Source organism: Amycolatopsis iheyensis (assembly GCF_024703995.1).
Lineage (GTDB): Bacteria > Actinomycetota > Actinomycetes > Mycobacteriales > Pseudonocardiaceae > Amycolatopsis > Amycolatopsis iheyensis.
Window position 1 is genome coordinate 1 of sequence record NZ_JAMXQV010000027.1, and the last position, 24,723, is coordinate 24,723.

20 protein-coding genes are annotated in these 24,723 nt (G+C 70.2%); 9 read left to right on the top strand and 11 right to left on the bottom strand.

Annotation, left to right across the window (positions count from 1 at the left end):
• Window positions 1–1,308, bottom strand: a 1,308-nt coding sequence (locus tag M8542_RS38240) for an ALF repeat-containing protein (protein ID WP_257925238.1), incomplete at its 3' end; no start/stop codon positions are given.
• 269 nt (window positions 1,309–1,577) lie between these two features.
• Between M8542_RS38240 and M8542_RS38245 the strand changes: the two genes are divergently transcribed.
• Together M8542_RS38245 and M8542_RS38250 are read left to right on the top strand one after the other, a co-directional pair.
• Window positions 1,578–2,108 (top strand): hypothetical protein, encoded by a 531-nt coding sequence (locus tag M8542_RS38245; protein WP_257925239.1) that lies wholly within the window; start codon window positions 1,578–1,580, stop codon window positions 2,106–2,108.
• A gap of 64 nt (window positions 2,109–2,172) precedes the next feature.
• On the top strand, window positions 2,173–4,110 hold the full coding sequence (locus tag M8542_RS38250; protein WP_257925240.1) for an FG-GAP-like repeat-containing protein: 1,938 nt from the start codon (window positions 2,173–2,175) through the stop codon (window positions 4,108–4,110).
• Window positions 4,111–4,800: 690 nt separating this feature from the next.
• On the opposite strand, the gene M8542_RS38255 is transcribed toward M8542_RS38250, so the two are convergent.
• The 4 genes from M8542_RS38255 to M8542_RS38270 form a co-directional block, all read right to left on the bottom strand.
• Complete coding sequence (locus M8542_RS38255) at window positions 4,801–5,367, bottom strand: dihydrofolate reductase family protein (RefSeq protein WP_257925241.1); 567 nt, start codon at window positions 5,365–5,367, stop codon at window positions 4,801–4,803.
• 54 nt (window positions 5,368–5,421) lie between these two features.
• Complete coding sequence (locus M8542_RS38260) at window positions 5,422–6,639, bottom strand: acyltransferase family protein (protein WP_257925242.1); 1,218 nt, start codon at window positions 6,637–6,639, stop codon at window positions 5,422–5,424.
• Between the two features lie 193 nt (window positions 6,640–6,832).
• Window positions 6,833–7,858, bottom strand: coding sequence for a hypothetical protein (locus M8542_RS38265; protein ID WP_257925243.1), 1,026 nt, complete (start codon window positions 7,856–7,858; stop codon window positions 6,833–6,835).
• 29 nt (window positions 7,859–7,887) lie between these two features.
• Window positions 7,888–8,442, bottom strand: a complete 555-nt coding sequence (locus tag M8542_RS38270) for an RNA polymerase sigma factor (protein ID WP_257925244.1) — start codon at window positions 8,440–8,442, stop codon at window positions 7,888–7,890.
• A gap of 281 nt (window positions 8,443–8,723) precedes the next feature.
• Between M8542_RS38270 and M8542_RS38275 the strand changes: the two genes are divergently transcribed.
• Entirely contained in the window at window positions 8,724–13,529 is a 4,806-nt protein-coding gene (locus M8542_RS38275) for an RHS repeat-associated core domain-containing protein (RefSeq protein WP_257925245.1), read from the top strand.
• A gap of 75 nt (window positions 13,530–13,604) precedes the next feature.
• On the top strand, window positions 13,605–15,002 hold the full coding sequence (locus M8542_RS38280; RefSeq protein ID WP_257925246.1) for a M1 family metallopeptidase: 1,398 nt from the start codon (window positions 13,605–13,607) through the stop codon (window positions 15,000–15,002).
• A 16-nt stretch (window positions 15,003–15,018) separates the two neighbouring features.
• Here M8542_RS38280 and M8542_RS38285 read toward each other — a convergent pair whose 3' ends face one another.
• The 3 genes from M8542_RS38285 to M8542_RS38295 form a co-directional block, all read right to left on the bottom strand.
• Complete coding sequence (locus tag M8542_RS38285) at window positions 15,019–16,170, bottom strand: hypothetical protein (RefSeq protein ID WP_257925247.1); 1,152 nt, start codon at window positions 16,168–16,170, stop codon at window positions 15,019–15,021.
• A gap of 68 nt (window positions 16,171–16,238) precedes the next feature.
• Window positions 16,239–17,678, bottom strand: a complete 1,440-nt coding sequence (locus M8542_RS38290) for an amidase (RefSeq protein WP_257925248.1) — start codon at window positions 17,676–17,678, stop codon at window positions 16,239–16,241.
• Window positions 17,679–17,859: 181 nt separating this feature from the next.
• The gene (locus M8542_RS38295; protein ID WP_257925249.1) at window positions 17,860–18,120 is read right to left on the bottom strand and encodes a DUF3040 domain-containing protein; all 261 of its coding nucleotides are present in this window, start codon (window positions 18,118–18,120) and stop codon (window positions 17,860–17,862) included.
• 261 nt (window positions 18,121–18,381) lie between these two features.
• Here M8542_RS38295 and M8542_RS38300 point away from each other — a divergent pair, with 261 nt between their 5' ends.
• Both M8542_RS38300 and M8542_RS38305 read left to right on the top strand, forming a co-directional pair.
• Window positions 18,382–18,915 (top strand): hypothetical protein, encoded by a 534-nt coding sequence (locus M8542_RS38300; RefSeq protein ID WP_257925250.1) that lies wholly within the window; start codon window positions 18,382–18,384, stop codon window positions 18,913–18,915.
• 101 nt (window positions 18,916–19,016) lie between these two features.
• Entirely contained in the window at window positions 19,017–19,526 is a 510-nt protein-coding gene (locus tag M8542_RS38305) for a hypothetical protein (RefSeq protein WP_257925251.1), read from the top strand.
• Window positions 19,527–19,529: 3 nt separating this feature from the next.
• Here the strand turns inward: M8542_RS38305 and M8542_RS38310 are convergent, their stop codons facing one another.
• Window positions 19,530–20,030, bottom strand: coding sequence for a MarR family winged helix-turn-helix transcriptional regulator (locus tag M8542_RS38310; RefSeq protein ID WP_257925253.1), 501 nt, complete (start codon window positions 20,028–20,030; stop codon window positions 19,530–19,532).
• 72 nt (window positions 20,031–20,102) lie between these two features.
• Here M8542_RS38310 and M8542_RS38315 point away from each other — a divergent pair, with 72 nt between their 5' ends.
• Both M8542_RS38315 and M8542_RS38320 read left to right on the top strand, forming a co-directional pair.
• Window positions 20,103–20,969, top strand: coding sequence for a helix-turn-helix domain-containing protein (locus tag M8542_RS38315; RefSeq protein WP_257925255.1), 867 nt, complete (start codon window positions 20,103–20,105; stop codon window positions 20,967–20,969).
• 488 nt (window positions 20,970–21,457) lie between these two features.
• Entirely contained in the window at window positions 21,458–22,396 is a 939-nt protein-coding gene (locus M8542_RS38320; protein ID WP_257925256.1) for an NADP-dependent oxidoreductase, read from the top strand.
• Between the two features lie 7 nt (window positions 22,397–22,403).
• Here M8542_RS38320 and M8542_RS38325 read toward each other — a convergent pair whose 3' ends face one another.
• Complete coding sequence (locus tag M8542_RS38325; RefSeq protein WP_257925257.1) at window positions 22,404–22,865, bottom strand: Lrp/AsnC family transcriptional regulator; 462 nt, start codon at window positions 22,863–22,865, stop codon at window positions 22,404–22,406.
• 113 nt (window positions 22,866–22,978) lie between these two features.
• Here M8542_RS38325 and M8542_RS38330 point away from each other — a divergent pair, with 113 nt between their 5' ends.
• Window positions 22,979–23,572, top strand: a complete 594-nt coding sequence (locus tag M8542_RS38330) for a LysE family translocator (protein WP_257925258.1) — start codon at window positions 22,979–22,981, stop codon at window positions 23,570–23,572.
• 8 nt (window positions 23,573–23,580) lie between these two features.
• On the opposite strand, the gene M8542_RS38335 is transcribed toward M8542_RS38330, so the two are convergent.
• Window positions 23,581–24,663 carry a helix-turn-helix domain-containing protein gene (locus M8542_RS38335; RefSeq protein ID WP_257925259.1) on the bottom strand — a complete coding sequence of 361 codons (1,083 nt, stop codon included), beginning with the start codon at window positions 24,661–24,663 and terminating at the stop codon, window positions 23,581–23,583.
• Between the last annotated feature and the right edge of the window lie 60 nt (window positions 24,664–24,723).

Here is a 24,723-nt window from a genome sequence, read left to right on the forward strand (position 1 = left end):
GGCCCGCGCCCTGGCCGCCGCGGCCTGCGCCTGCCGGGCGTCGGCGCCCGCGGCCGCGGGGCCGTTGGCGGCATCAGTGGCCGCCTGCGCCGCCGTGCGCGACTGATTCGCCGCATCCGTGGCCGCCTGCCCGGCGATCTTGGCCTGTTGTGAGGCCGTGCGGGCAGATCGTGCGGCGTTGGCGGCTGTGGTCGCGCTCAGCGCGGCGTCGCGGGCGGTCTGGGCTGCCGCGTTGGCATCCGCTGCTTTGGTCTTGTCGCCCAGTGCCGCGGCGGCGGCGTCGTAGGCACGGGAGGCGGCCTTGCCGGCTTGGGAGGCGGCGGTCGCGGCTCGCGACGCGGCGACCGCCGCGGTGTGCGCGGCAGCCGTGGCGGCATTGGCCGCACCGATCGCCCGGCGCGCGGTGATCGCGGCCTGATCAGCGGCGTATGCGGCCCGGTTCGCGGCATCCGTTGCCTCACTGGCGTTTCCCTGCGCCGCCGCGGCCGCATCCTTGGCGTCCTGCGCGGCCTTCTGTGCAGCCGCGGCCTCGGTGACAGCTCGGTCTGATTCGTCCTTCGCCTGCTGGGTCTGCGTCGCTGCCATTTCAGAAGCAGCTTTGGCCGTGGCCACGAGCTGGGTGATCGACGCGGTTTCGGCGTCCCGTGCTTGGGCGACCGGCAGATCGATGAGCAGGAACTGGTTCAGTGCGTCGAGGGTGCCCACGTCCAGCGCCTGCTGACCCGCCCGCTTCACCTCGGGGCCACCACCGGACCTCGCGCGGCTGACCTTGATCGTCTGGTCAATCCCGAACGGAACCTGCCACCCGGAATCGAGGAACGTCTTCAGCGCGTCGTCAGTACCGGCGTCGAGCGCCTTTTGCCCGGCCTTCTTGACTTCCGCGCCTCCGGCCGACATGACCTGGCTGACGCGCACACTGAGGTCGATCCCGTGCGGTGTTTCCCAACCCGTGTCGAGAAACGCCGTCAGCGCGTCGTCGGTGCCCGCGTCCAAGGCTTGCTGGCCGGCCGACCGGGTCGCCGGCCCACCGGCCGACATCATCCGACTCACCTGCACGGTCCGGTCGATTGAAGCGTCATGCTCCTTCAAGGTGGCCAGGAACCGGGTGACATCTGCGTCCGTTCCAGTCAAGGCCGCTGCGGCATCCCGCCGGGTTGCCGGACCACCGAACTGCCACAACCGCAGGACCTTCGCACGATCCGAATCACGCGTAGCGCTCACGGCAGCCGCGGCACTCGCTGCCTTCGGCTCCGCCGCGACGGCTTGTGGCACCGCGACCACATTGGAGACCAGAGTCGCGGTCAGCACAATTGTCAGGGCAGCACGAAACCCGGGTCTTGCCGCACGCATCTGAGTCCCCCTCGATTGACCGGCGCGAAGATTTCGCCCCCGACATAAAACGCGCAGAAGAACATTTACCGGGCACATCGAAACCCGTCAACCGCCATTAGAACGTGATTGAGATCACAATGCCTTTCCTTGAATTAGCTGCTTAACCTCGCGCTACCCACAGTGCTTCGGCATCGCCATCCAAATTAGGCGATATGTCGGAATTCTGCCTTCTTGAAGGGGGAGTCATGCAACGGTTGAACCGGACATTTCTCGTCACGGTGGCAGCGGCGATCGCCGCTGCCACCGTGAGCATCATCGTCATCCCGTCCGGCAGGGCGGCCTCAGCGGCGGACGAGCAGCCCTCCGCGGTGGAGGACTACAGCTACCCGGGAGCGGACGCCATCCTGGCCAGCGACCACGTGCAGTTGATCAGCGGTGACGGCCATATTCTCTACAAACCTTGTCCCGCAGCAGAAGCGCCCGGCTTGATCATCGTGCGGAGCAGCGACACCATAGGCTCGCTCGGCAACGGCAAAATCTGCTTCGAGGTCACCGCCGCGGCCGGCCACCTGACCATGAGCATCCCGAACGTCTACGCCATCCGCGGCGACGGCACCACGACGACCGCCGGCCACAAGCTCAAGGCCGAACTCACCACAGGCGCCGGAGCGCACACGACGGTGGACGTCGATCCGAACTCCGACACCGAAGTCGGAATCGCCACGACCCCGCCCGGCGCCGCAACGACACTGCTGCAATTGAACGCCTCCCAGTAAAACGACTGACACTTTTCGTGGCCCATCACACATGAATCTTCGCTTTTCGAAAGCAGGAACCTCCATGCACAAGCTCAGAGCGCTCATACTCGTGCCGCTCGCCGGCCTCGCAACCGGCACGTTGACCTCCGCGCCAGCCGAGGCGATCTCCAACGCTTCCGGCGTCGCAGACGGCGGTTACTCGTTCACCGTCAAACTGTCGAATGAGACCGCGGCCTGCACCGGCGCGCTGGTCGCCCCGCAATGGATCATCACCTCGACCGGCTGCTTCCCGCAGAACCCGCAAGGCGGTACACCCGCCAAGCCGACCACGGTGACGGTCGGCCGAACGAAACTCAGCGGCACCGGCGGCCACATCACGACGGTCACCCATCTCGTCGCCCGAGCGGACCGGAGCACCACGCTCGCGCGCCTCGAGACCCCGATCGCCGACGTCACCCCGGTGTCCCTCGCCGCCACAGCTCCCGCAACCGAGGATGCGCTCCGCATCGCCGGCTACGGCCGCACCACCTCAACGTGGGCCCCTGACCAGCTGCGGACCAGCGGATTCACCGTCGCATCGACCAGCTCCACCAAGCTGGTGCTGACCGGAGACCGGGGCGCTGACGCGTGCAAGGGAGACGCCGGCGGCCCGGTCTTCCGCGAAAGCACAGGCCGCACGGACCTCGCGGGGGTCGTGACGACGACCTGGGGACACGGCTGCCTAGGCACGACCGAAACCCGGGCAGGCACCACGGCGGACCGCGCTGACGACCTCGTCGATTGGATCCGCCAGCAGGTTCTCACCCCTTCAGCCAAAGCCACCGGCCACTCGATCACCGTCAGCTGGAACGCGCTCGCCTCACAGGACAATGCCTCTTACCGCGTGTACAGCTCCACCACTACCCCAGTGCCCCTCGACGCCGCGCACCTAGCGGGGACAACACCGGCCACGACACTGACCCAGACGTCAGTCCCGGCCAAGCAGACGCGCTACTACCAGGTCCTAGCAGTCACTGCCGACGGGCGAACTGCGCCAGCGTCCACCGTCGCGTCCGCCACTGCGTCACTCGCGATCCGGACGGACTTCACCGGGGACGGCAAGGCCGACATCGCGACCTTCACCCGCGGCACCACCGGAGACGTCATCGTCGCCGCATCCGACGGCACCAAATTCCAGGGCACCCCGGACAAGTGGCACGAGTACTTCGGGATCGCCACCGAACTCCCCCTCAGCGGCGACTTCAACGGCGACGGCAAAGCCGACGTCATCGTCTTCAAACGCGGCACCACCGGCGACGTCCTCGTCGCACTGTCCGACGGCACCAAGTTCGGCACCGGCACCCTCTGGCACGACTACTTCGGCATCAACGATGAGCTGCCGGTGGTCGGGGACTTCAACGGCGACGGCAAGGACGACATCGCCCTGTTCAAACGCGGCACCAGCGGCGACGTCCTCGTCGCCCTCTCCGACGGCACCAAGTTCGGCACCGCCATCCTCTGGCACGACTACTTCGGCATCAACAGCGAGCTCCCGTACGTCGGCGACTTCAACGGCGATGGCAAGGACGACATCGCCGTGTTCACCCGCGGCACGGCCGGCGACGTTCTCGTCGCCTTGTCCGACGGGGCCAAGTTCGGCACCGGAACGCTGTGGCAGGACTACTTCGGCGTCGACGACGAGACTCCCGCCGTCGGCGACTTCAACGGCGACGGCAAAGACGACATCGGCCTGTTCAAACGCGGCACCAGCGGCGACGTCCTCGTCGCATTGTCCGACGGCACCAAGTTCGGCACCGCAACGCTGTGGCAGGACTACTTCGGTGTCAACGACGAAATCCCCGGCGTCGGCGACTTCACTGGCGACGGCAAGGATGACATCGGCCTGTTCAAACGCGGCACCACCGTCGACGTCCTCGCCGCATCATCGGACGGGACGAAGTTCGGCACCGGCACCGTTTGGCACGACTACTTCAGCGTCAACGGCGAAGTACCGCTGCCACGAGCGATCGCAATCACGTAAACGCGTCGTGCCCCGGGCACGACGGCACCTGCCGCAGAGCGTGCGCCCTGGTGAGCCGCCTTCATCGGCATCCCAACGCAGGAGGCCCCTTGATCACATCCCTCCTCTTGAGGCTGCTCCGACTGCACGACACGGCTCGAGCTGATCATGATCGGTTGGATCCAAGCTCAGGTCGCCTGCCAGATCCGCCAGATGTTCGACACGAGTGCGGCCATTCCTCTCACTGATTTCACTGGGGCACCGCTGAGGCACCCCTTGTTGCGACCGCAGTCAACAACACGCAGTTGCAAGCAACGACGGCCAGGTGCACCATTTCACCAGGCGATTCTCCATCGCCGCAGATCAGGGCCATGATCGACTCACACGGGCAGTGAGGGGTCAGGGGTTCGAGTCACCTTAGCTCCACAGTGACGAAACACCGCCCGCCGGATCCGAAGATCCAGGTAGGGCGGTTTTTCGTTCGACCGAATCTTGAGTTTCGCCTTGCGGAAGTTCAGCTACCGGCCGGTAGCTGGGCAAAACTGGGGCGCCGGCCAGATGGCGCGCCATTGGCGACAAGCTCGGCTGTCTCGCCGACGCAGTCCTGTCTCCTCCGATGTGGCTGGACGGAGTCAGCGACCACGACCCCGTCGCTCAGTGCGAGGCAACCACGCGGACCGACGACGAAGCCCTACGGCGGTCCGACCGCGGTTAGCCGGCACGGACCGCGTAGTGCAGCACGACGCTTTCGGAGTCAGCGAAGCGTTTCACGTCCACCAGGCGAAGATCGGTCACGGGTGCGCCGTCGAACACCGGGACGTCGCCCGCCACCAGCTTTGGGCCGATCATCAAGTAGAACTCGTCGATCAGGCCGTGCTTCAGCAGGTCCGCCCACGTCGTGCGGCTGCCGAAGATCACCGTGTCGCCGTCGCGGTCTCGCAGAGCCGCGACCGTCGCATGCGCGTCGGCTCGACGCACGATTGTCGTCTGGTCGCGCCACGGTTTCGTGTCTTCCTCGGTGAGCGAGTCGGAAATCGCGTAGACGGGCTTGCCGTCGGCCATGTAGCCGGCGATCTCCTGCTCCGCCTCCGAGTGGCCGGACTCTTCGGGCACGCCCGGCCAGTAACCGACCATCTGCCGGAACGTCTTGGCCCCGTACAGGAGCGTTTCCGCCTGGCGGATGCGCTCGGCATTGTGGACGTTGAACGTGTCGTCGAGCGGCATTACGCTCATGTCCGCGCCGCGCCCCTCGGCGTAGCCATCCACGCCAATGGCCATGGACACAATTATTCGACCCATGCAAATCTCCTTTTCGACTATGGCTACGCCACACTACTGCCGAGGTTGGCCGTCATCCGTTCTCGCTGGACTGGCAGGCGTGGCGTCGTGCATGTCCCGATCCGAGGCGCGCGCCGGCCTGCTCCATCGGCGCATCAACGGTTTCTCGACTCCCAGGTAGAGCCCTACGGCGAGGACCAGGGCAATACCGACCGACAGCACCGCCGCGACCGCCAGGTGGGGCACCGTTTCCGGGATGGACCAGAGGTCGGGGTTCGCGCCGTCCAACGGGCCGTAGGCGATGACCAGCCAGTGCACGACGTAGAGGGAGAAGGAGATCTCGCCGAGGAAGACCATCTTCCGGCCACCGAAGACGGTTCGGCCCTTGCGGACATCGGCTGTCGCGGCGGCCGCGACGAGCAGCGCCAGCGGCAGGGCCGTCACCGCGACCTGCCCGGTGTACTCGCCGACGAACACGGTGAGCACATAGGCGGCGGCGGTCAGCGAGATCGCCTTGCCGAGCCCGAACCCGGTCCAGCGCCCCCGCAGGACGATGTGAGCCATCAGGATGCCGAGCACGAACTCCAGCATCCGCACCGGCGGGAAGAACATCGTGGACCAACCCGGCAGCCACGGCCCGGCCACGTCGTGGATGAGCTCCTGGTCGGGCAGCAACCGAGCCAGCTGCGGCATCGCCAGAATGGCCAGCACGATGCCGATCGTCCACGCCCACAACCGATGTGCGGGGATCTTGCGAACCCAGCGCGCCACCAGCGGGAAGCACAGGTAGAACAGCAACTCGCAGGCCAGCGACCATGTCGGGGTGTTCAAGCGGAGGTCGAGCAGGATGTGCTGGTTGGGAATCCAGCTCTGCACCAGGAACAACGTGGGCAGCGCATGGCCCCAAGCCACCCCGGCCCCGGTGACCAGCGCCAGTAACGTCGCGGCAACCCAGGTGACCACGGAGTTCGGCAGGACCTTGGCCGCGCGCCTGCGCCAGAACAGGCCGGCGGAGTCGTTCGCGCGGCTGACCCAGGTCAACACGAAGCCACTGAGGATGAAGAAGAAGGACACTCCGAGGGCGCCTGCTCCGTAGTAGAAGCCGCCGGCCAGCGAGGCCTCCGGGGCGAACCGGGGCACCGTTGTCATGCCGACGTGGTTGATCACCACGAGAAAAGCCGCGATGAAGCGCAGGCCGGTCAGCGACGGCAACCGAGGTTTGCCTTTTGTGCCCGCGCTCAGGTCTTCGACGCTAACCTCCGCAGCCGTCATAGCGCCTTCTCCGTTCCTCGGTTCCGCTCGCTGGGCGAACCCAGCCTCCTGCGGCACATCATTTCCCCTGTGGGCGGCCTGGGCGTCTCCCGTCGTGCGGACCATGGTGATCGCAGGCCGCCGCCCACAGACAGAACTGTCCTGGGCGGGCCGAGATGATCTCGGCCCGCCCAGGACAGTTCGATACAAAGAATCAGATCTTGCCCGCGGCCACGTCGGCGAGGGTCACGCGGGAGGACTGGTAGTTCACCACCCAGCGCTGGCCCGTTTCCGACTTGATCTCCTCACGGATCGGCAGGCCGTTGCCGGCGTTGATGGTGAGGACGTCCGCGCTGCCGCCCAGGATGGCGGGGGGCGGGGTGAGGGTCAGCGCGGCCTGGCCGTCGACGGTGGTCTTGCCGACGATCATGTCCGGGATGGTCGCGTACAGCTTCAGCACGCCCGCGCGGACCTCCGCGTCGGCGGCGTTGGCGAACAGCGCGTGTTCGGTGTTGCTCCACAGGTGGTTGTCGATCAGGTTTTCCAGCTCCTTGCCCGTCGGACGCGGCCGGGGGGCGGGAACCGGCTTGCCGATCTTGCGGAACATCTCCGCGGTCTCCGCTTGGGCGTCCGCCCAGGCCTTGTCGGCCTCGGCGGGGCTCAGGCCGACTCCCAGAGCGTTGTTGCCCGCGGTGATCATCGCGATCCTGGCCTTGTCGACGTCGCCGTTCGCGGCGAGACGGGCCGCCGCCAGCACCTTCCCGTCGTACGGCGTGGCAGGCTCGCCCTGCCCCTTGGCGACGGCGTTCACCAGGCTCTTCTCCGAGTCGCCGGTGAACTGCTCGCCCTTGTCGGTGTAGATGGTGTAGTAGAGGTCCGGTTTGTTGTCCAGCCCGAACTTCGTGTTGACGATCAGCGATGCGTCGCCCGGCTGCGTGCCGGCTGCCTTGACCGCGGAGGCCAGCTTCACCAGCGGCGTCTCGACCGCTCGCGGTGCCTCGGCCGCCGGCGGGGCCGCGTCGGACGGGCCGGCCGGGACGCTGCCGCTCGTCGTAGCCAGCACCACGGCCGCCGCGACGGCTGCCGCGCCTACCGCGGCGACGCCGGCCTTGGGCCAGGAGAACCAGCGCTTCGGTCGCACGACCGTGGCCACGGGTTCCCCCATCGCTGTCCGCAGTGCCGCGCGGGCACGGTCATAGGCCTCGGGACCGGGGGACGGCACGTCACGCAGATTCTTCATGAGATCCATTTCATCCATGAGGCTGTCTTTCACGTTGTCGGGACTTGCAGCAGCGCGACCACTTCGGGGGCTTCACGCAACGCCTTGCGTGCCTGGTGCAGCAGGCGGCGGGCGGTGCCGGCCGGGATGTCGAGCACCCGCCCGGCCTCGGCGACGGTCAGGTCCTCCCAGGCGACCAGGCCCAGCACTTCCCGCTCTTCCGGTTTGAGCCGAGCCAGTGCCCTGCCCAGCAGTGCCTGTGCGTCCACGCGGACATCCACCCCCGGCCAGGGGTTCCAGTCACTCGCCACGCCGGTCAGGTCCGACGCCGGCTCCTCGGCCCGCGCGGACCGCCAATGCCGGCGCAGCATGTTCAGCGCGACGCCGTACAACCAAGGCCTGGCTTCGGGATACGCGGGGTCGTACTTCGCACGGGACTCGTAAGCCGCCACCCACACATCGCCGAGCACGTCCTCGGCCGCCTGCCGCCCCACTCTGCGCGCCAGGTAGTTCCCGAGCGCGGTCTCGTGCCGGCTGATCACTTCCACGAAGGCATCGGTGTCTCCGCGCAGCGACCTACCGATCAGTTCCGCGTCTGACGACATGAAGCTCCTCGGGTTTCGCTTCGCCCCAACACCCCGTCTTTGCCAACGTGCGCCCAAAGCGTTCAGGGTAGGTCACCCCACGACGAACATCGCTGGTCAGGCGACGTGTGCGAACGGAGCGGACCGGCTACCCGGCCTGAGCCGTTGGGGAAGCCCGGCGGGGCCGAACGGGCAAGTCGCGGCCGTGCCGCCACCCGCCTTCGACCGCGTCACTAAGATCAAATGGATGCGCAGCCTTGCCGTGGGAGTCGGTCGCCGTGGGTAATCCGTTGGTTGCTCCGGTGCAGGATTCGACCAAGTCGTACTCCGGTGTTCCGCTGCTCGAAGACGCCATCGGCCTGAAAGACGCCATCGAGAGCGGCGACTGGGCCTCGGTCGCGATGGGCGCCGTCGGCACCGCGCTCGACGCGCTGACCGCGGTGATGGACCCCTTCGGCGCGATCTTCGCCGCCGGTGTCGGGTGGCTGATCGAGCACGTCGGCCCGCTCAAGGAAGCGCTCAACGCGCTCACCGGGAACGCCGACGAGATCGCGGCGCAGGCGCAGACCTGGAACAACGTCGCCAAGGAGCTCGGCGACGTCTCGACCGAGCTGACCAACGCGGTCAAGGCCGACCTCGTCAGCTGGCAGGGACCCGCCGCCGACAGCTACCGCAAGCGGGCCGACGACACGTCCGGGCTGCTGGCCGCCGCGCAGAAGGGCTGCGAAGGCGCCGGTAGCGGTGTGAAGACCGCCGGTGAGGTCGTGGGCGCGGTCCGCACCCTGGTGCGCGACATCATCGCCGAGCTGGTCGGGCACCTGATTTCGTGGGCGCTGCAGGTCGTGTTCACCCTCGGCATCGGGCTGGCCTGGGTGGTGCCGCAGGTCGTCGCCGCCGTCGCGAAGACCGCGTCGAAGATCGCGAGCCTCACCACCAAGCTCGTCAAGGCGCTCAAGGCCCTGGTGCCGCTGCTGAAGCGGGCGGGCACCCTGTTCGAGGACGCCGCCAAGGGACTGAAGGGCATCAAGGGCGGGAAGGTCGACCCGCCGCGCAAGCCGGGGAAGATCGACGGCAACCCGAAGGCACCCGACGGCAAGGGCGGCGACTCCACCACCACCAGCGGCGACCACTCGGGCGGCCACGGCGGCGGCTCCACGGAGAAGGGCAACGGCGGCGGGAGCGGCAAGGACTCCACCACGACGTCGGGTGACCACTCGACCGGCAACGGGAACCACTCGACGGGTGACAGCCCGCCACCGAAGGACTCCGGCTCCACGGAGAAGAGCCCCGACAACGGCGGCGGGGGCAAGGACACCTGGGAGTGCAAGACCGACCCGGTGGACATCGCGCGCGGCAACGTCGTGATCGACCAGCTCGACCTGGAACTGCCGTCGCCGCTGGTGCTCGAGCGGCTGCACGTGTCCTCCTACCGCGCCGGCCGGTGGTTCGGTCCGTCCTGGGTGTCCACTGTGGACCAGCGGTTGGCGGTGGGCCGCGAGCACGTCCGGTGCTACGCCGCGGACGGCACCACCCTGGTCTACCCGCGGGCCGCGCCGGGTGTGCCGGTGCTGCCCACGGACGGGCCACGGCGCCCGCTGACCCGGCACGCCGACGGCAGCTACACCCAGGCCGATCCGTTGCGGGGCCGGGAACTCCGGTTCGCCGCGCTGCCCGGACGCGGCCCCGCCGAGCTCGTCCTGCAGTCGATCACCGATGCCGACGGCGCGCGGGTCGACGTCGGTTACGACGGCCTCGGCGCGCCGCGGACCCTGCGGCACTCCGCCGGGTACCGGGTGGAGCTGGAGACCGAAAGCGGGCGCGTGACCGCCGTCCACGTGACCGACCCGGCCGGGAAGTCCCCGGTCCTGGTCCGGCGCTTCGGCTACGACCCGCAGGGGCGCCTGACGAACGAGTTCAACGTCTCCGGCCGCGCGCAGGTCTACGACTACGACCCCGCGGGCCGCGTCACCGGCTGGCAGGACCGCAACGGCACCTGGTTCCGCTACGTCTACGACGGCGAAGGCCGCTGCGTCCGCACCGTCGGCGACCGCGGCTTCTACGACGCCGCGTTCACCTACGACACGCGGCGGCGCGTCACGACCTTCACCGATTCCCTGGGCCACACCGGCGAATTCCACTTCAACGACGCCTACCAGCTCGTCCGTGAGGTCGGCCCGCTGGGCCAGGTCACCACCTCCGATTGGGACCGCGACGACCGCCTGCTCTCCCGCACCGATCCGCTCGGGCACACGACGTCGTTCGCCTACGACGAGCGGGGCGGGCTCGAGTCGGTTACCCGGCCGGACGGCTCGGTGCTGCGGGTCACCACCGACGACGCCGGGCTGACGATCGAGGCCACCGCCGGCGACGGCACCGTGCTCTCCCGCTTCTACCCGCGCGACGAGGCTCCCGACCCGTTCACCGAGACCCTCGGCGTCGCGAAGCCGCTGACCTCCGAGCAGGCCGCCTGGACGCGCGGGGACGAAGAGCCGCCGCCGGTCGACCGGGACGTGTTCGGGCGGCCGAAGTCGGTGCCCAACCGGTCCGGGCAGAACGTCGCGCTCGGCTGGACCGCCGACGGGCACGAACGGCTGCGGGTGCGGCCTTCCGGGGTGCGCGAAACCCGCGGCTACGACGCCGAGGGCAACGAGGTCGAGCACGTCAACGGCGCGGGGCTGGCCGAGCGGACCGAGTACGGCCCGTTCGACCTGGTCACCGCGACGATCGACGCGGCGGGCGCCCGGACGAGCTACACCTACGACACCGAGCTGCGGCCGAGCACGGTGACCAACCCGCTCGGGCAGTGCTGGACCTACCGCTACGACCCGTCCGGACGGCTGATCGAGGAGACCGACTTCGACGGCCGCACCCTGCGCTTCGGCTACGACCGGGCGGGCCGGCTCGTCCGGTCGGTGAACGGCGCGGGCGAGGAGACCGAGTACACCCGCGACGTGCTCGGCAACGTCGTCGAACGCCGGTCTCCGGTCGGGACGACCCGGTTCACCTACGACGCGGTCGGCCGGATGACCGCCGCGGTCATGGGCGACGTCGAGCTCCGCGTCTCCTACGACGGCGAAGGCAACGTGCTCAGCGAATCGGTCGACGGCCGGACGCTGACCACCGGCTACGACGCCGACGGCACCGTGCGGCGGCGCACACCGTCCGGAGTGGACAGTGTGTGGCGCTTCGACGGCAACGGGCGGCCGGTGTCGCTCGCCGTCGCCGGGCACACCGTGCGCTTCGAGCACGACGCGGGCGGCCGGGAGATCTCGCGCACCGTCGAGGGCGGTGTCGCGCTCACGCAGTCCTTCGACGTCGACGACAACCTGGTCGGCCAGTCGGTGCGGGCGGTGGGGAGCCCGCCGCGGCACCGCCGGTTCAGCTACCGGACGGACGGGCTGCTCGCCGGGATCGACGACGACGTGGCCGGGCCGACCCGGCTCGTGCTCGACGCCACCGGGCGGGTGACCGAGGTGCACGGCGCGGCCGGCAGCGAGGCCTACCGCTACGACCCCGCCGGGAACGTGGTGGAGACCAGGGAGCCCGGCCGGGTGCCCAGCGCGGGGGCCCGCCGGTACGCGAACAACCGGCTGGTCGCCGCCGGCGCCGTCACCTTCGACCACGACGTGCAGGGCCGGCTGGTCGCGCGGCACGAGGGGGCCCGGGTCTGGCGATACCTGTGGGACGGGCAGGACCGCCTGCTCGCGGTCACGACACCCGAGGGTGACCAGTGGTCCTACCGGTACGACCCGATCGGCCGCCGGATCGCCAAGCAGCGCGTCGTCACCTCGGCGACCGGCGCCCGCGTGGTCGCCGAGTCCTACGAGTTCACCTGGAGCGGCGCGCTGCTGGTGGAGCAGGTCCACGTGGACGCGGCGCAGACCCGGCACGTCACGGTCTGGGAGTACCACCCGGGTGACGACCGGCCGATCGTCCAGGTCGAGCGCGCGGCGACGCTGCGGGACCGGTTCTTCGCGATCGTCACCGACCTGGTCGGCCGCCCGACCGAGCTCCTCGACGCGGCCGGTGCGCCGGTCTGGCGCGGGAACGCGGGCCTGTGGGGCCGCGAGACCGGTGCGGCGGCCACCCCGCTGCGGTTCCCGGGGCAGTACGCCGACGCCGAATCCGGGCTGCACTACAACGTCTTCCGTTACTACGACCCGTCGATCGGCCGCTACCTGAGCCAGGACCCGCTCGGCCTCGGCCCGGCGCCCAACCCGGCCGCCTACGTCGACAACCCGCTGGCGGAGCGGGACCTGCTCGGCCTCGCCTGCGGGAAAAAGGGCGGCAAGGACAAAACGAACGACCAGCCGGGCGGCGGTGACAACGCGGGCAACATCCCGCGTGGTGGCGGCGGCAAGGGCGGCAAGGGCAAGAACACCGACGACACGCACGCCAGCGGGTCCGGCGGCGGCAAGACCGACACGCATTCGCTGGGCAAGCACGACGGCACCGACGTGCAGGTCGACTCCCACCAGGGCAAGCACCAGCAGGGCAACCAGAGCTTCGGCATGAAGTACACGGGCGGCTCGGGGACGAAGTTCCCGGACAACGTCGGCGACAAGTGGCACGAGAAGTACTTCTCCAAGGAAGTCGCCAAGTACACCAACGACCCGAAGTACGCCGGACACGGCACCGAAAAGAAGAACCCCGGCTCGATCGACCAGAACGTCAACGCGAAGAAGAGCGATCTCGACGCGCGCCAGGAAAAGGTCGACGAGCTCGAGTCGGAGCTCAAGGCGAAGACGGCCGCCTACAAGCACGCCTCGGCGGAGGACAAGCCGGGGATCATGGCGGAAGGCAAGAAGCTCAAGCAGGAGTTCGACACCGCGAAGACCGACCGCGACAAGGCGCAGTCGGACTACGACAGCGCCAAGGCGGACCGCGAAAGCTACGACGGCAACCGCAAGTCCGTCCAGTACGACAAGAACGTGAAGGACGACGGCGTCCAGTACGACATGACGTCCTACTGGAAGCCGGACGGCCGGGGTGGCGGCAACTGGGTCACGACCTACCACTGCAACCCGGCGGTGCCGAAGGGCGGGAGCGTGGAGAAGGACTGGTGGCAGCCGCACGGGAAGGACATCGCGAAGCAGCACGGCCTGTGACGACCGGTCACGGGGTTGATCCGCCTGGCGGATCGGACCTACTCTTCAGCGTCGATGCCGGCCGAGGAGGTCCCCATGCGTGGCCGCTTGTTGCTCGTCTCCTGTGCGCTGGCCACCGGTTTGGTGGCCGCGACCGGTACGGCGGCGGAGGCCGCGCCGCGGTTCTCCCCCGGCGCGCCCGGCGCCGGGGATCCGTACTTCCCGGACATGGGCAACGGCGGCTACGACGTCGGCCACTACGACATCCGGCTGGCGTTCGACCCCGCGACCAAGGCGATCGACGCGACCACGACGATCCTCGCCACGGCCACCCAGAACCTCTCGCGCTTCGACCTGGACTTCCAGGGGCCGCTGACGATCAGCCGGCTCTCGGTCAATGGCCGAGACGCGGCCTTCACCCGCACCGGCGCCCAGGAGCTGGTGATCACCCCGCCGAACGGGTTGCGGCAGGGCAGCCCGTTCGTCGTCTCGGTGTCCTACGCCGGCGTCCCGCGGAAGATCGACGACCCCGCGCTGGGTGTGTCCGGCTGGGTCGCCACCAAGGACGGCGCGATCGCGCTCAACCAGCCGATCGGCGCGGCGACCTACTACCCGGTGAACGACACCACCGACGACAAGGCGACCTACAGCCAGACCATCACCGTGCCCACCGGGCTGACCGTGCTGGCCAACGGTGAACCCGGGCCCACCACCACCCGCGACCACCGGACCACGTTCCGCTGGTCCATGAACCGGCCGATGGCCAGCGAGCTGAGCATGCTCGCGATCGGCGACTACGACGTCACCCGCGGCGTGGCGGCTCGCGGCCTGCCGAACATCACCGCGATCGGCAAGTCGATCGACACCGAACCCGGCCAGGGCAAGGTGTTCAACCAGACCACCGCGCAGATCATCCAGTGGGAATCGTCGCTGTACGGGCCGTACCCGTTCGATTCGACCGGCGGCATCCTCGCCGACGTCGGGGTGGGTTACGCCCTCGAGACGCAGAGCCGGCCGGTCTACGACCAGGACACCAGCGAGGTCGACGGCGACCTGCTCGCCCACGAGCTCGGCCACCAGTGGTTCGGCGACAGCCTCACCCCGGTGCACTGGTCCGACATCTGGCTCAACGAAGGCTTCGCGACCTACTCGGAGTGGCTCTACCAGGAGAAGTTCAACCACGTCCCCGTGCAACAGACCTTCGCCAAGGCCTACGCCGACGAGAAGGACTGGAGCGGCGCGGTCGCCGACCCGGGACGTGACCACATCTTCGACGACCTGGTCTACAACCGCGGCGCGATGGCCCTGCAGGCACTGCGCACGAAGATCGGCGACCGCGCCTTCTTCGACGTGCTCACGCAGTGGCCGGCAGCGCACCGGTACGACAACGTGTCGACGCGGCAGTTCACCCAGTTCGTCGAGCGGCTGACCCACCGCGACCTCGGCTCGTTCTTCCGCACCTGGCTCTACCAACCGGGCAAGCCGGCACTCTGACGAGCGGGTGCCCGGCTCAGTGGTCGAGCAGCGCGTAGATCCGCTTGGCGCCCTCGGTCACCTTGGCGATCGCCCACGGGCCGGTGATCTCGTGGGAGTTGAGGCTCACCCGGACCATCGTGCGTCCGACGTGGAAATAGACCATGGCGCCGCCGGTCACGCTGCTACCCACTACGCCGCAGCTCACGTCGCCGACTGGCGCCGGCAGGGGGCTGCTGTCCTTGGTGTTCCCCTCGTACGCGCACATGTTCTGGACCGCTCCGACCGCGACGGCCGGGCCCTCCGCGTAGATCGTCTGCTCGACCGACAGGCCCGCCGAGGGCCGATCGCTGTTGTCGAGCAGCGACTGGCGCTGGCACGTGATCTGGACCGCGTTGTGGCTCACCACGGAGTTCTCGTCCACGTCGAACAAGTCCCGCTGGAGGCCGTCCGTCGGCTGGTCCGTGACCGCCGTGAAGACCTCGGGCGGCATGGCGTCGCACGGCTTGGCGGCGGTCAGGTGGTACGGCTCCGGGTAGCTGTGCTCGGGCATCGGGCGGGGGCCCGCGGCGATGTTCGCGGTGATGCCGTCGATGAGCTTGCCCAGGGCGTGCTCACCGTCCGCGATCGCCGAGAAGTGGCGCAGTTCGAGGGTGAAGGCGTCGGTCGTGCCGTGGGTGAAGGTCACTGTGACTTCGTCGTCGCCCTGGTCCGGGCGACGGTGGTACTCGACGCCGTTGGCGGTTCCGGTCGTCCCCGGCTGCGGCGCGATCGCGCTGTGCCACGCGAACGAGCTGGCGAGCTTGACGTTGAGCGTCGTGAGGGTGACCACCGGTTCGTCGCGGTGGCCGGCCGCACGCTCGACGTTGCCGCCGCAGGAGATCTGTTCGAACGTCGTCCCGGCCAGCTCCGGCCGGTCGGCGCCCGGGCTCAGCCGGGTGCCGCCGGCGAGAGGGTGGGCGGTGTGCTTCAGCCCGGCGGCGGCCAGGACGTCGTCGGTGAGCACCGCGCACGGGTAGTAGACGGGCGTGCCCTCGTAGGCGGCCACCGGCTCGCTGCCGGGTTTCTCCACCAGGATGTTCGGCCGCGGTCCGGCCAATCCGATCAGCTGGGGTTCCTGGACGGGCCGGCACGCGGAAAGCCCGAGCACCAGCGCCAGAACGACGGCAGCCCGAAGACGGTGGTTCATCGATGCCTCCCCCAGAACGATGATCGGTCAACTATGGCACCGGCGGAACCGCTTGCGCCACGGGGTGTCTAGCCGGCCTGCTTCGGCGCCCGGAAGCCGCCGATTCGTGGCTCCAGCAGTTCCGCGAGCCGCAGCGGTGTGCGGTCCTCGTACATCGGGCCGATCAGCTGGACTCCCACCGGCAGGCCCTCCGGGGACCTGCCCGCGGGAATTGCCGTGGCGGGCAGGCCCGGCATCGTGGCCAGGCCCGCCCAGACCAGCTGGTCGAAATACGGGTACCCGACGCCGTCGATGTCGATGTGACGCGCCATGGGATTCGGGTTGTGGTCGTGCGGGAACGCCGGGGTCGGCGTGATCGGGCACACCACGACGTCGAACTCCGCGAACAACCGCCGCCACGCGTGGCGGTGGGCCTCGCGGCCGCGGTTCGCCTCCAGCCAGTCGTGGTGGGTGGCCGTCATCGCGCGCAGGCGCACCGCGTCGAGGCTCCGGTCGGCGTCGTCGGGCCGCTTCAGCGATTCGGTGGGGAACCGTGCGGTGGAGCCCGAAATCAGCAGTCGCATGTAGAGGGTCGCCGCTTCCGTCAGGTCGGGCAGCAACGTGCTGTGCCGCTCGACGCGGGCGCCGCCGTCGGCCAGCTCGGCCGCCACCCGGTTCACGCCCGCCCGTACGGCCGCCCCGGTCGGGAGGCACGGGTGGTCGTCGAGGACCAGGACCCGGAAGCCGTCGAGCCGGTCGTGGCGAGCGGGCGGCAGGCTCACCCGGTGCGCCACCCCGTGCGTCAGCGGGTCCGGTCCGGCCATGACGTCCAGCAGGAGCGTGAGGTCTCCGGCGGTGCGCGCCATCGGGCCGACGACGGCGAGGTCGAGGTCGACCGGCAACGCCGGCTCGGTCGGCGGGACCATTCCGCGACTGGCCGCCAGCCCGAGCGTCGGCTTGTGCGCGTAGACGCCGCAGAAGTGCGCGGGGGTGCGCAGCGAGCCGCCGATGTCGGAGCCGATGGACAACGCGCCGAACCCGGACGCCAGTGCCGCCGCCGACCCGCCGGACGAACCGCCCGGGGTGCGGCCGCGGTCCCACGGGTTGGTGGTCGTGCCGTAGATCTCGTTGAAGGTCTGGATGTCCTGCAGCCCCAACGGCACGTTGGTCTTGCCGAGCACCACCGCGCCCGCGTCCTTGAGCCGCGACACCTGCACCGCGTCCTGCACCGGCACGAAGTCCCGGTGCGCCGGCATGCCCCACGTCGTGGGCAGCCCGGCGATGTCGTAGGACTCCTTGACCGTCACCGGAACGCCGAGCAGCGGCCGGTTCTCGCCGCGGGCGCGTGCCTGGTCGGCCCGGTGCGCGGCGGCCCGCGCGCGGTCGAAGTCGGGCACGCAGATCGCGTTGACCACTTCGTCCGCACGCTCGATGCGGGCGATCGCCGCGTCGGTCAGTTCCACCGAGGTCACCGCACCGGTGCGCAATGCGGCAAGGATTTCTTCGGCGGAGGCGAAAGTCGATTCCATGAATGCGAAGCTAGCGACGGGTCGGCAAAGGCACGAAATTCCGGTTGTCGCAATGAGGTGACCGGAATTCGGGCGTGCGGTCCACCGCGGAAGGGGGTTCTTCGCAGGTCACAGCACCGACATGGCGCGGCTGCGGCCGCGGCAGCCATGAACGGCCGCGGTGCGCAACGGGATGGACGTCTCAGTCCCCGGTGGGGTGCGTCCGCCGCGAAAAGTGCTGGACGACGAACGTCCCGATCGTCACGACGCCCACGAGCGCCAGGACGGCTTGGTCGGCGAGGATCCCGACGGCCAGCGCGCAGACACCGGTGACCGCGACCAGCACGAGGACGAACCGCCAGCCGGCCAGTGGCCGGCGAAGACGGTCGGCGAAGGTGGGATCGGTGGCGGCGATCTCGGCCTCGATCCGCTCGAGCGCTCGCCGTTCGTGGTCGTGCAACACGGGAACCTCCTTCACCGCGCGGCCCCGGACCAGAGGGGTGCCCACCTCGGCGGCCGCTAACCGGGTCGCGGGGGATTGTCACCCGAACGGATTGCCCGACGGCGGCCGAAGGCGAGCGGTGACTGTCCGCCGATCGGCGGTGATCGACATCACAATGTCGCTTCTCGTGATCCATGCCTAATCTCGCGCTGCCGGTCGTCTTTCGACGCCGACAACCAAAGCGGGTGATATGTCGGAATATCACCTTTCGAGAGGGGACCCATGAACCGGACTTACAAGACAATCTTTGTCGCCGCGGCCACGGCCACGATCGCGGCCGGTGCGGTGGCCGTCGCCGTCACCCCGGCCAGCGGCGCCGCCGCTCCGGCGGACGAACAGCCCTCCACCGTCGAGGACTACAGCTACCCCGGCGCCGACGCCATCCTCGCCAGCGACCACGTGCAGCTGATCAGCGGCGACGGCCACATCCTCTACAAGCGCTGCCCCGTCCCGGAAACGCCCGGGCTGATCATCGTCCGCAGCACCGACCTGATCGGCGCGGCGGGCAACGGGAAGCTCTGCTTCGAGGTCACCGCCGCCGAGGGCCACCTCACGATGAAGATCCCGAACGTGTTCGCGGTCCGCGGGGACGGCACGTCCGCGACCGCGGGCCACAAGCTCAAGGCCCAGCTGACCACCGACGCCGGCGTGCACTCTTCGGTCGACATCAACCCGAACTCCGACACCGAGGTCGGCATCGCCGCCACCCCGCCCGGCGACGCGACGACGCTGCTCCAGCTGGACGCGTCGCGCTGATCGTCGGCGGCGGAACTCCGCCGCAGGCACGTCGTGCTCCGGGGCGCGAGCTCCGGGGCACGACGCGCTTTCCGCGTCGGCGCATGGTCTATCTTCTCGCCATGCTGGATCGCCTCCGGAGGAACGCCCGCGCGGCCGCGCTGCTGGCCGACGTCTTCGACTTCGACCTCACCCGGCTCGATCCCGTCGAACCGGTGCGGTTGGCCTCGGGTGGCGAGTTGCGGGTGGTCGCGGGTGACGCCGCGGGCGGGACGTTCTTCGTCTGCGACAACGGACCCGTGCTCTACGCCGATTCCGAAGGCTCCGCCGGGATCATCGCCACCGACCTGACGGCCGCGGTCCGGCTCGTCGTCGGCGTGCCCACCTGGCACGACGTCGTGTCGGACGCCCCCGACCTCGACGCGATGCGCGCCTCCTTCGAGTCCTCCTATGCCGAGCTGCGAGAAGACGAACCCGAGATCGACCGGCTCCGCGCCGACGTCGCCGCGGAGCTGGAACTCGGCACGGTCGCCGCCGAGGACGTGCTGGCGTCGCTCAGCGAATGCCTGACCGGTCTTTCGCCCGAATACCTGCTGCTCAACGAAAACGGCGACGAGTACGACCGGCTGTGAGCCTCACCGGCCGGAGCGGCGGCGGGGCGCCGCGGACCGGGGTGGCGTCGAGCGCATGTGGTCGCGCACCGGCGCCAGCAGGCCGGCGAGCACCTCGACGTCGTCGCGGGAGAGCGGCTCGAACAGCAGGCCGCTGACCACCTCGATGTGGCCGGGCAGCACTTCGGCGAGCCGCGTCCGCCCGGCGTCGGTGATGGTGACCGTGGTGCTCCGCTCGTCGTCCGGCGAAGGAGCGCGCACGACCAGGCCCGCCTTTTCGAGCAGCCCGGCCTGGTAGGTCAGGCCGCTGCGGCTGTAGACGACGCCGTCGGCCAGGTCGGTCATGCGGTGGCTGCCCGTCGGCGAGTCCCCGAGCCGGGCCAGCAGCTGGAACTGCACGTAGCTGAGCTCGCCGGCCTCGCGCAGCTGCTGCTCGACCGCGTGCCGCAGCAGGCTGGTCACCTCGATGAGGTCGAAGTAGGCGCCGAGCTGCACGGGATCGAGTGACGGTGGCGTGTCGGACATGCTCGCAGCCTACTGCTTCGAATTCGAAGGGTCGCGGCGGAAGCGGCCGCTCCGGTGCGGCACACTGGCGCGATGTCCTCGTCCGAGCTGGGCAGTGCGGTCCGCTGGTTGCGCGAACACACCGACCCCGCGGCCGCCGGACTGCCGGCCGGCGGGCTGCGCATCACCGGGCGGCGGGCCCGCGGCTTGCGCCGGGAGGAGCTCGCCGAGCTCGCCGGGGTGTCCGCGGACTACATCCGGCGGCTGGAGCAGGGCCGGCGGCACCCGTCGGCCGGCGTGATCTCCGCCATCGCCCGCGCGTTGCGGATCGGACGGGCGGACTACGAGCGGCTCTGCGCCCTCGCCGGGTACGCCGCGGTCGACGGCCAGGTGCCGCGCGAAGCCGGGCCGGCGGCGCTGCGGCTCCTGGAGCGGTTCGACAGCTCCCCCGCGTTCCTGACCGACGCGGCGTGGAACGTCATCGCGGTCAACGGCGCGTGGCTGGCACTGGGCGGCGCGTCGGCCGGTTCCGCCCGGGACTGGAACGTCGCGTGGCGCACGTTCCGCGACGCACGCGCGGAGATCGATCGCAGCGAGGAGCACCAGGCCGGGTTCCGGGCGGTGCTCGCCACCCGGCTGCGGGACGCGTCCCTGCGCTACCCCGCCGACGCGGCGCTCGCCGAGCTGGTCGACGAGCTGCGGAGCACCAGCCGTCGCTTCGACATCCTTTGGCGCACCCCGAAAACGGTCTCCGCCCCGGAGAACCGGGCCGCGTTCCGGCTACCGGACGGCACCGCCATCACGCTCGACGGCGCCCTGCTCGAGGTACCCGGCGACGGCCTGATGGCGGTGGTCCTCACCGCGGCACCGGACTCGGCCGACGCGGCGCGGCTCGGGGAGGTCGTTCGCGCGGCGGGGCGGGCGGGTGTGCTCAGGGTGGGCCAGGCCGGCCCGAGCTGAGCCCCGCCGCGGCCACGGGCCCGGCCGACGCGGGCCGGCTCGGGGAGACCGGCCGGGTGGGCGTGCTCAGGGTGGACCAGACCGGACCAAGCTGAGCCCGCCCGCGGCGTCGGACTCGGCCGATGCGGCCCAGCTCGGGGAGGTCGCCCGCGCGGCCGGCCGTAGCCAGGCTGGGCCAAGCCGGCCCAAGCGGAGCACACCGCTACGCCAAGCTCGGCCAACGCGACCCGCCTCCGGGAGGACATGGCCAGGCCGCCAAAGCTGAACCCGCCCGCAGCGCCAGGCTCAGCCAATGCGACCCGCCTCGGGGGACCCGCGGCGCCAGGGTGGGCCAAACCGGCCCAGGCTGAGCGCACCCGCGGCCACGATCCTGAACCCAGTGGATCAACGTGACCGAGCACACTTGCTTCAAATTCGAAGCAGCTGTAGCGTGGCCCACAGTTGCTTCGAATTCGAAGCGAATCGAGCTGGGTGAAGGTGAGACTCCGATGAAGGCAGTGCGTTTCCACGAGTACGGCGAGCCCGGCGTCCTGCGCTACGAGGACGTGGCGCAGCCGGCGCCGGCCGCCGGGCAGGTGCGGGTGCGCGTCGCCGCGACGTCGTTCAACTCCGTCGATGGCAACATTCGCGGCGGCTTCATGCGCGAGCCGATCCCGGTCGCGCTGCCGCACACCCCCGGCATCGACGTGGCCGGCACGGTCGACGCGCTCGGTGCGGGCGTCAGCGGCCTCGAGGTCGGCGACGAGGTCGTCGGCTTCCTGCCGATGGACGGCGACGGCGCGGCCGCGGAGTACGTCCTCGCGCCGGCCGAGGTCCTCACGCCCGCGCCGAAGGGCCTCCCGCTGGCCGACGCCGCCGCGCTGCCGGTGGTGGGACTGACCGCGTACCAGGCGCTGTTCGACCACGCCGGCCTGCGGTCCGGGCAGCGCGTGCTGATCAACGGCGCCGGTGGCGCGGTCGGCGGCTACGCGGTGCAGCTGGCCAAGGGGGCCGGAGCCCACGTCATCGCGACGGCGAGCCCGCGCAGTGCCGACGCGGTCGAGTCGGCCGGCGCCGACGAGGTCGTCGACCACACGACGACCTCGATCACCGCGGCGGTGACCGAGCCCGTCGACGTCGTGCTCAACCTGGCGCCGGTCGACCCGGCGGAGCTGGCCGCGCTGGTCACCCTGGTCCGGCCGGGCGGGGTCGTCGTCAACACGACGGTGTGGATGCCCGCGCCCACCGACGAAGCGCGTGGCGTGCGCGGGATCGACTTGTTCGTGCGCAGTGACGCCGGGCAGCTGGCGAAGCTGGTGGCCCAGGTCGACCGGGGCGAGCTGCGGGTCGACGTGGCCGAGCGGGTGCCGCTGGCCGAGCTGGCGGCGTTGCACGCGCGGGCCGCCGAAGGCGCGGTGCACGGCAAAGTCATCGTCGTCCCGGCTTGACGTTTGCCTAGTCGACGGGGACCGCGGTCGTGTGCTTGACCGTGCGGATCGCGATCCCCGACTGCAGGGTCGCCACCCCCGGGATCCGGGTCATCCGGTCGAGCAGGAACCGATCCAGACCGGGCAGGTCGGCCACCGCCACCTTCAGCAGGTAGTCGGTTTCGCCCGCCGTCCAGTGGCACTCCAGCACCGCCGGGTCCTTCCCGACCTCCGCTTCGAACCGCTCGATCGCGTGCTTGGTGTGCTGCGCCAGGCGGACCGTGACGAAGACCGTGAGGCCGCGGCCGACCAGGTCGCGGTCGACGAGGGCCGCGTAACCGCTGATATAGCCCTGCTCCTCCAGCCGCTGGACGCGACGCAGGCACGGGGCCGCCGACAAGCCCACCGCGGCCGCGAGGTCCCGGTTCGACAGCCGGCCGTCGCGCTGCAGGATCCGGAGGATCTCCTTGTCGATGCTGTCCAACGCCATGCGCAAGATAATTGCGCATCCGCGGTAAATCAGGCAATAAAGGCTCGATGATTGCTGGACCGGCGACCCGTGCGCTCGCGACGATGGCAAGCGAACGGAACGGAGGTCCTCGGATGGCCGAGTTGCTCGGGCCGCTGCTGCTGTTCGCGGTGGTCATGGTCGTCAGCCCCGGCACGAACAACGTGCTCGCGACCACCAGCGGGCTGCGGTTCGGGTTGCGCGCCAGCCTGCGGTTGCTGGCCGGCCTCGGGCTGGGTGTCGTGTCACTCGTCGTGCTCGCCGCACTGGGGCTCGGCTTCGTCGTCACCGCGGTGCCGCACACCCAAACCGTCCTTCGGGCGCTGGGCACCGCGTACCTGCTGTGGCTCGCCGTGCGGATCCTGCGCTCCGGCCGCCCCGGACCGGCGGCCGCGCGGGACGCCCGCACCTTCACCACCGGGTTGCTGGTGAGCTGGCTGAACCCGAAGGTCTGGGTGCTGGCGCTCAGCGCGGTCGCCGGCTACTCCGCGATCGCCGCCGACCCGCTGGTGCTCGCGGCGATCCTGGGCGGTGTCTTCGCCGCCGTCATCGTCCCCAACCTGCTGCTGTGGTGCTCCTGCGGACAGCTGCTCGCCGCCAAGCTCACCACAGACCACCACTGGCGCGTCGCGAACACCGTCCTGGCCGCGCTGCTCGTGGTCTCGGTCGTCCCGATCTGGCTGGAGTGAGTCGCTGCTCAGCGCAGCACGGCCGCCAGCAGGTCGGTCCCCAGCGCCGTCAGATCCGGCACGTTGACGGTGTAGCGGACGTACCGGCCTTCCCGCCGCGACGTGAGCAGGCCCGCGCGGCGCAGGACCGCCAGGTGCCGGGAAACCTCCGGCGGCGAGAGCTGCCAGGCGTGGGCCAGCTCGCCGGTGGTGTGCGGGCCGCGGGCCAGGGTGCGCAGGAGCCGCAGCCGGACCGGGTGGGCCAGCGCCTCCAGCCGGTGCGTGATCGTTTCCAGGGACACCGGCTCGGCCGGCCCGGCCTCGGCGACCGGGTACTGCAGCACCGGCGGCCACCCGCGCGCGTAGACCGCGACCAGGTGCGGGCGGCCGAAGACGCTGGGGACGAACGTGACGCCGGCGCCGTCGGCCGCGGTCGCGCTGTCCTGCAGCTTGTCCACGACGATGCAGGTGCCGTCCGGGGTCAGGGTGACGGCGCTCGAGACCGACGCGAGGGCCGCCGCGACGCCTTGGCGCTTCAGCAAGTCGTTCTTCAGGCGCAGGTCTGCGGCGAGCCGGCCGGCGATGCCCGTCCAGGCGGCGTCGAAGAACGCCTCGGCGCACTCCTCGAGCGTCTGCCGCACCCGCGCCCGCACCGCGGCGGGGTCCTCGAGCAGCCGTTCCGCGAAGGCCTCTTGGAGCGCGCCGCGGGCCTGGGCGAGGTCCAGGGCCCGCTCGCGCGCCGTCGCGTCGGCGAGTGGGGACGGCGCGGCGAAGTGGACCCGGTTGCTGCCGCACGTCGTGATGAGCGCCGCGGTCACGTAGCTTTCGTCGTCGATCCGGTCGACGTCGTCGAGCTCCTCGGCGAGGGTCGGCCGCGGGCGGGCCGGGACCAGGAAGTCCGCCCGTGAGGAACGCCAGAGGAACTCCGCCTCCCGGAGCCGTTCGGCCAGCTCCGGCCGCAGCCCGGTCCAGACGTCCCCGGCCCAGCCGGCCAGCTGCGGGTGGTGCCCGGGCTCGGCCAGGACGTGCAGCATCGCGGTCAGCTCGGCCAGCGGGGACGCCGCGAACCGCAGCTGCTCCGGCCGGCCGCCGAGGTCGATCCTCAACGTCATCCCCGCATTCTCGCTGGTGGGGTGGCCGGCGACCACGCCGGTTGACGGTGTTCGTCAATC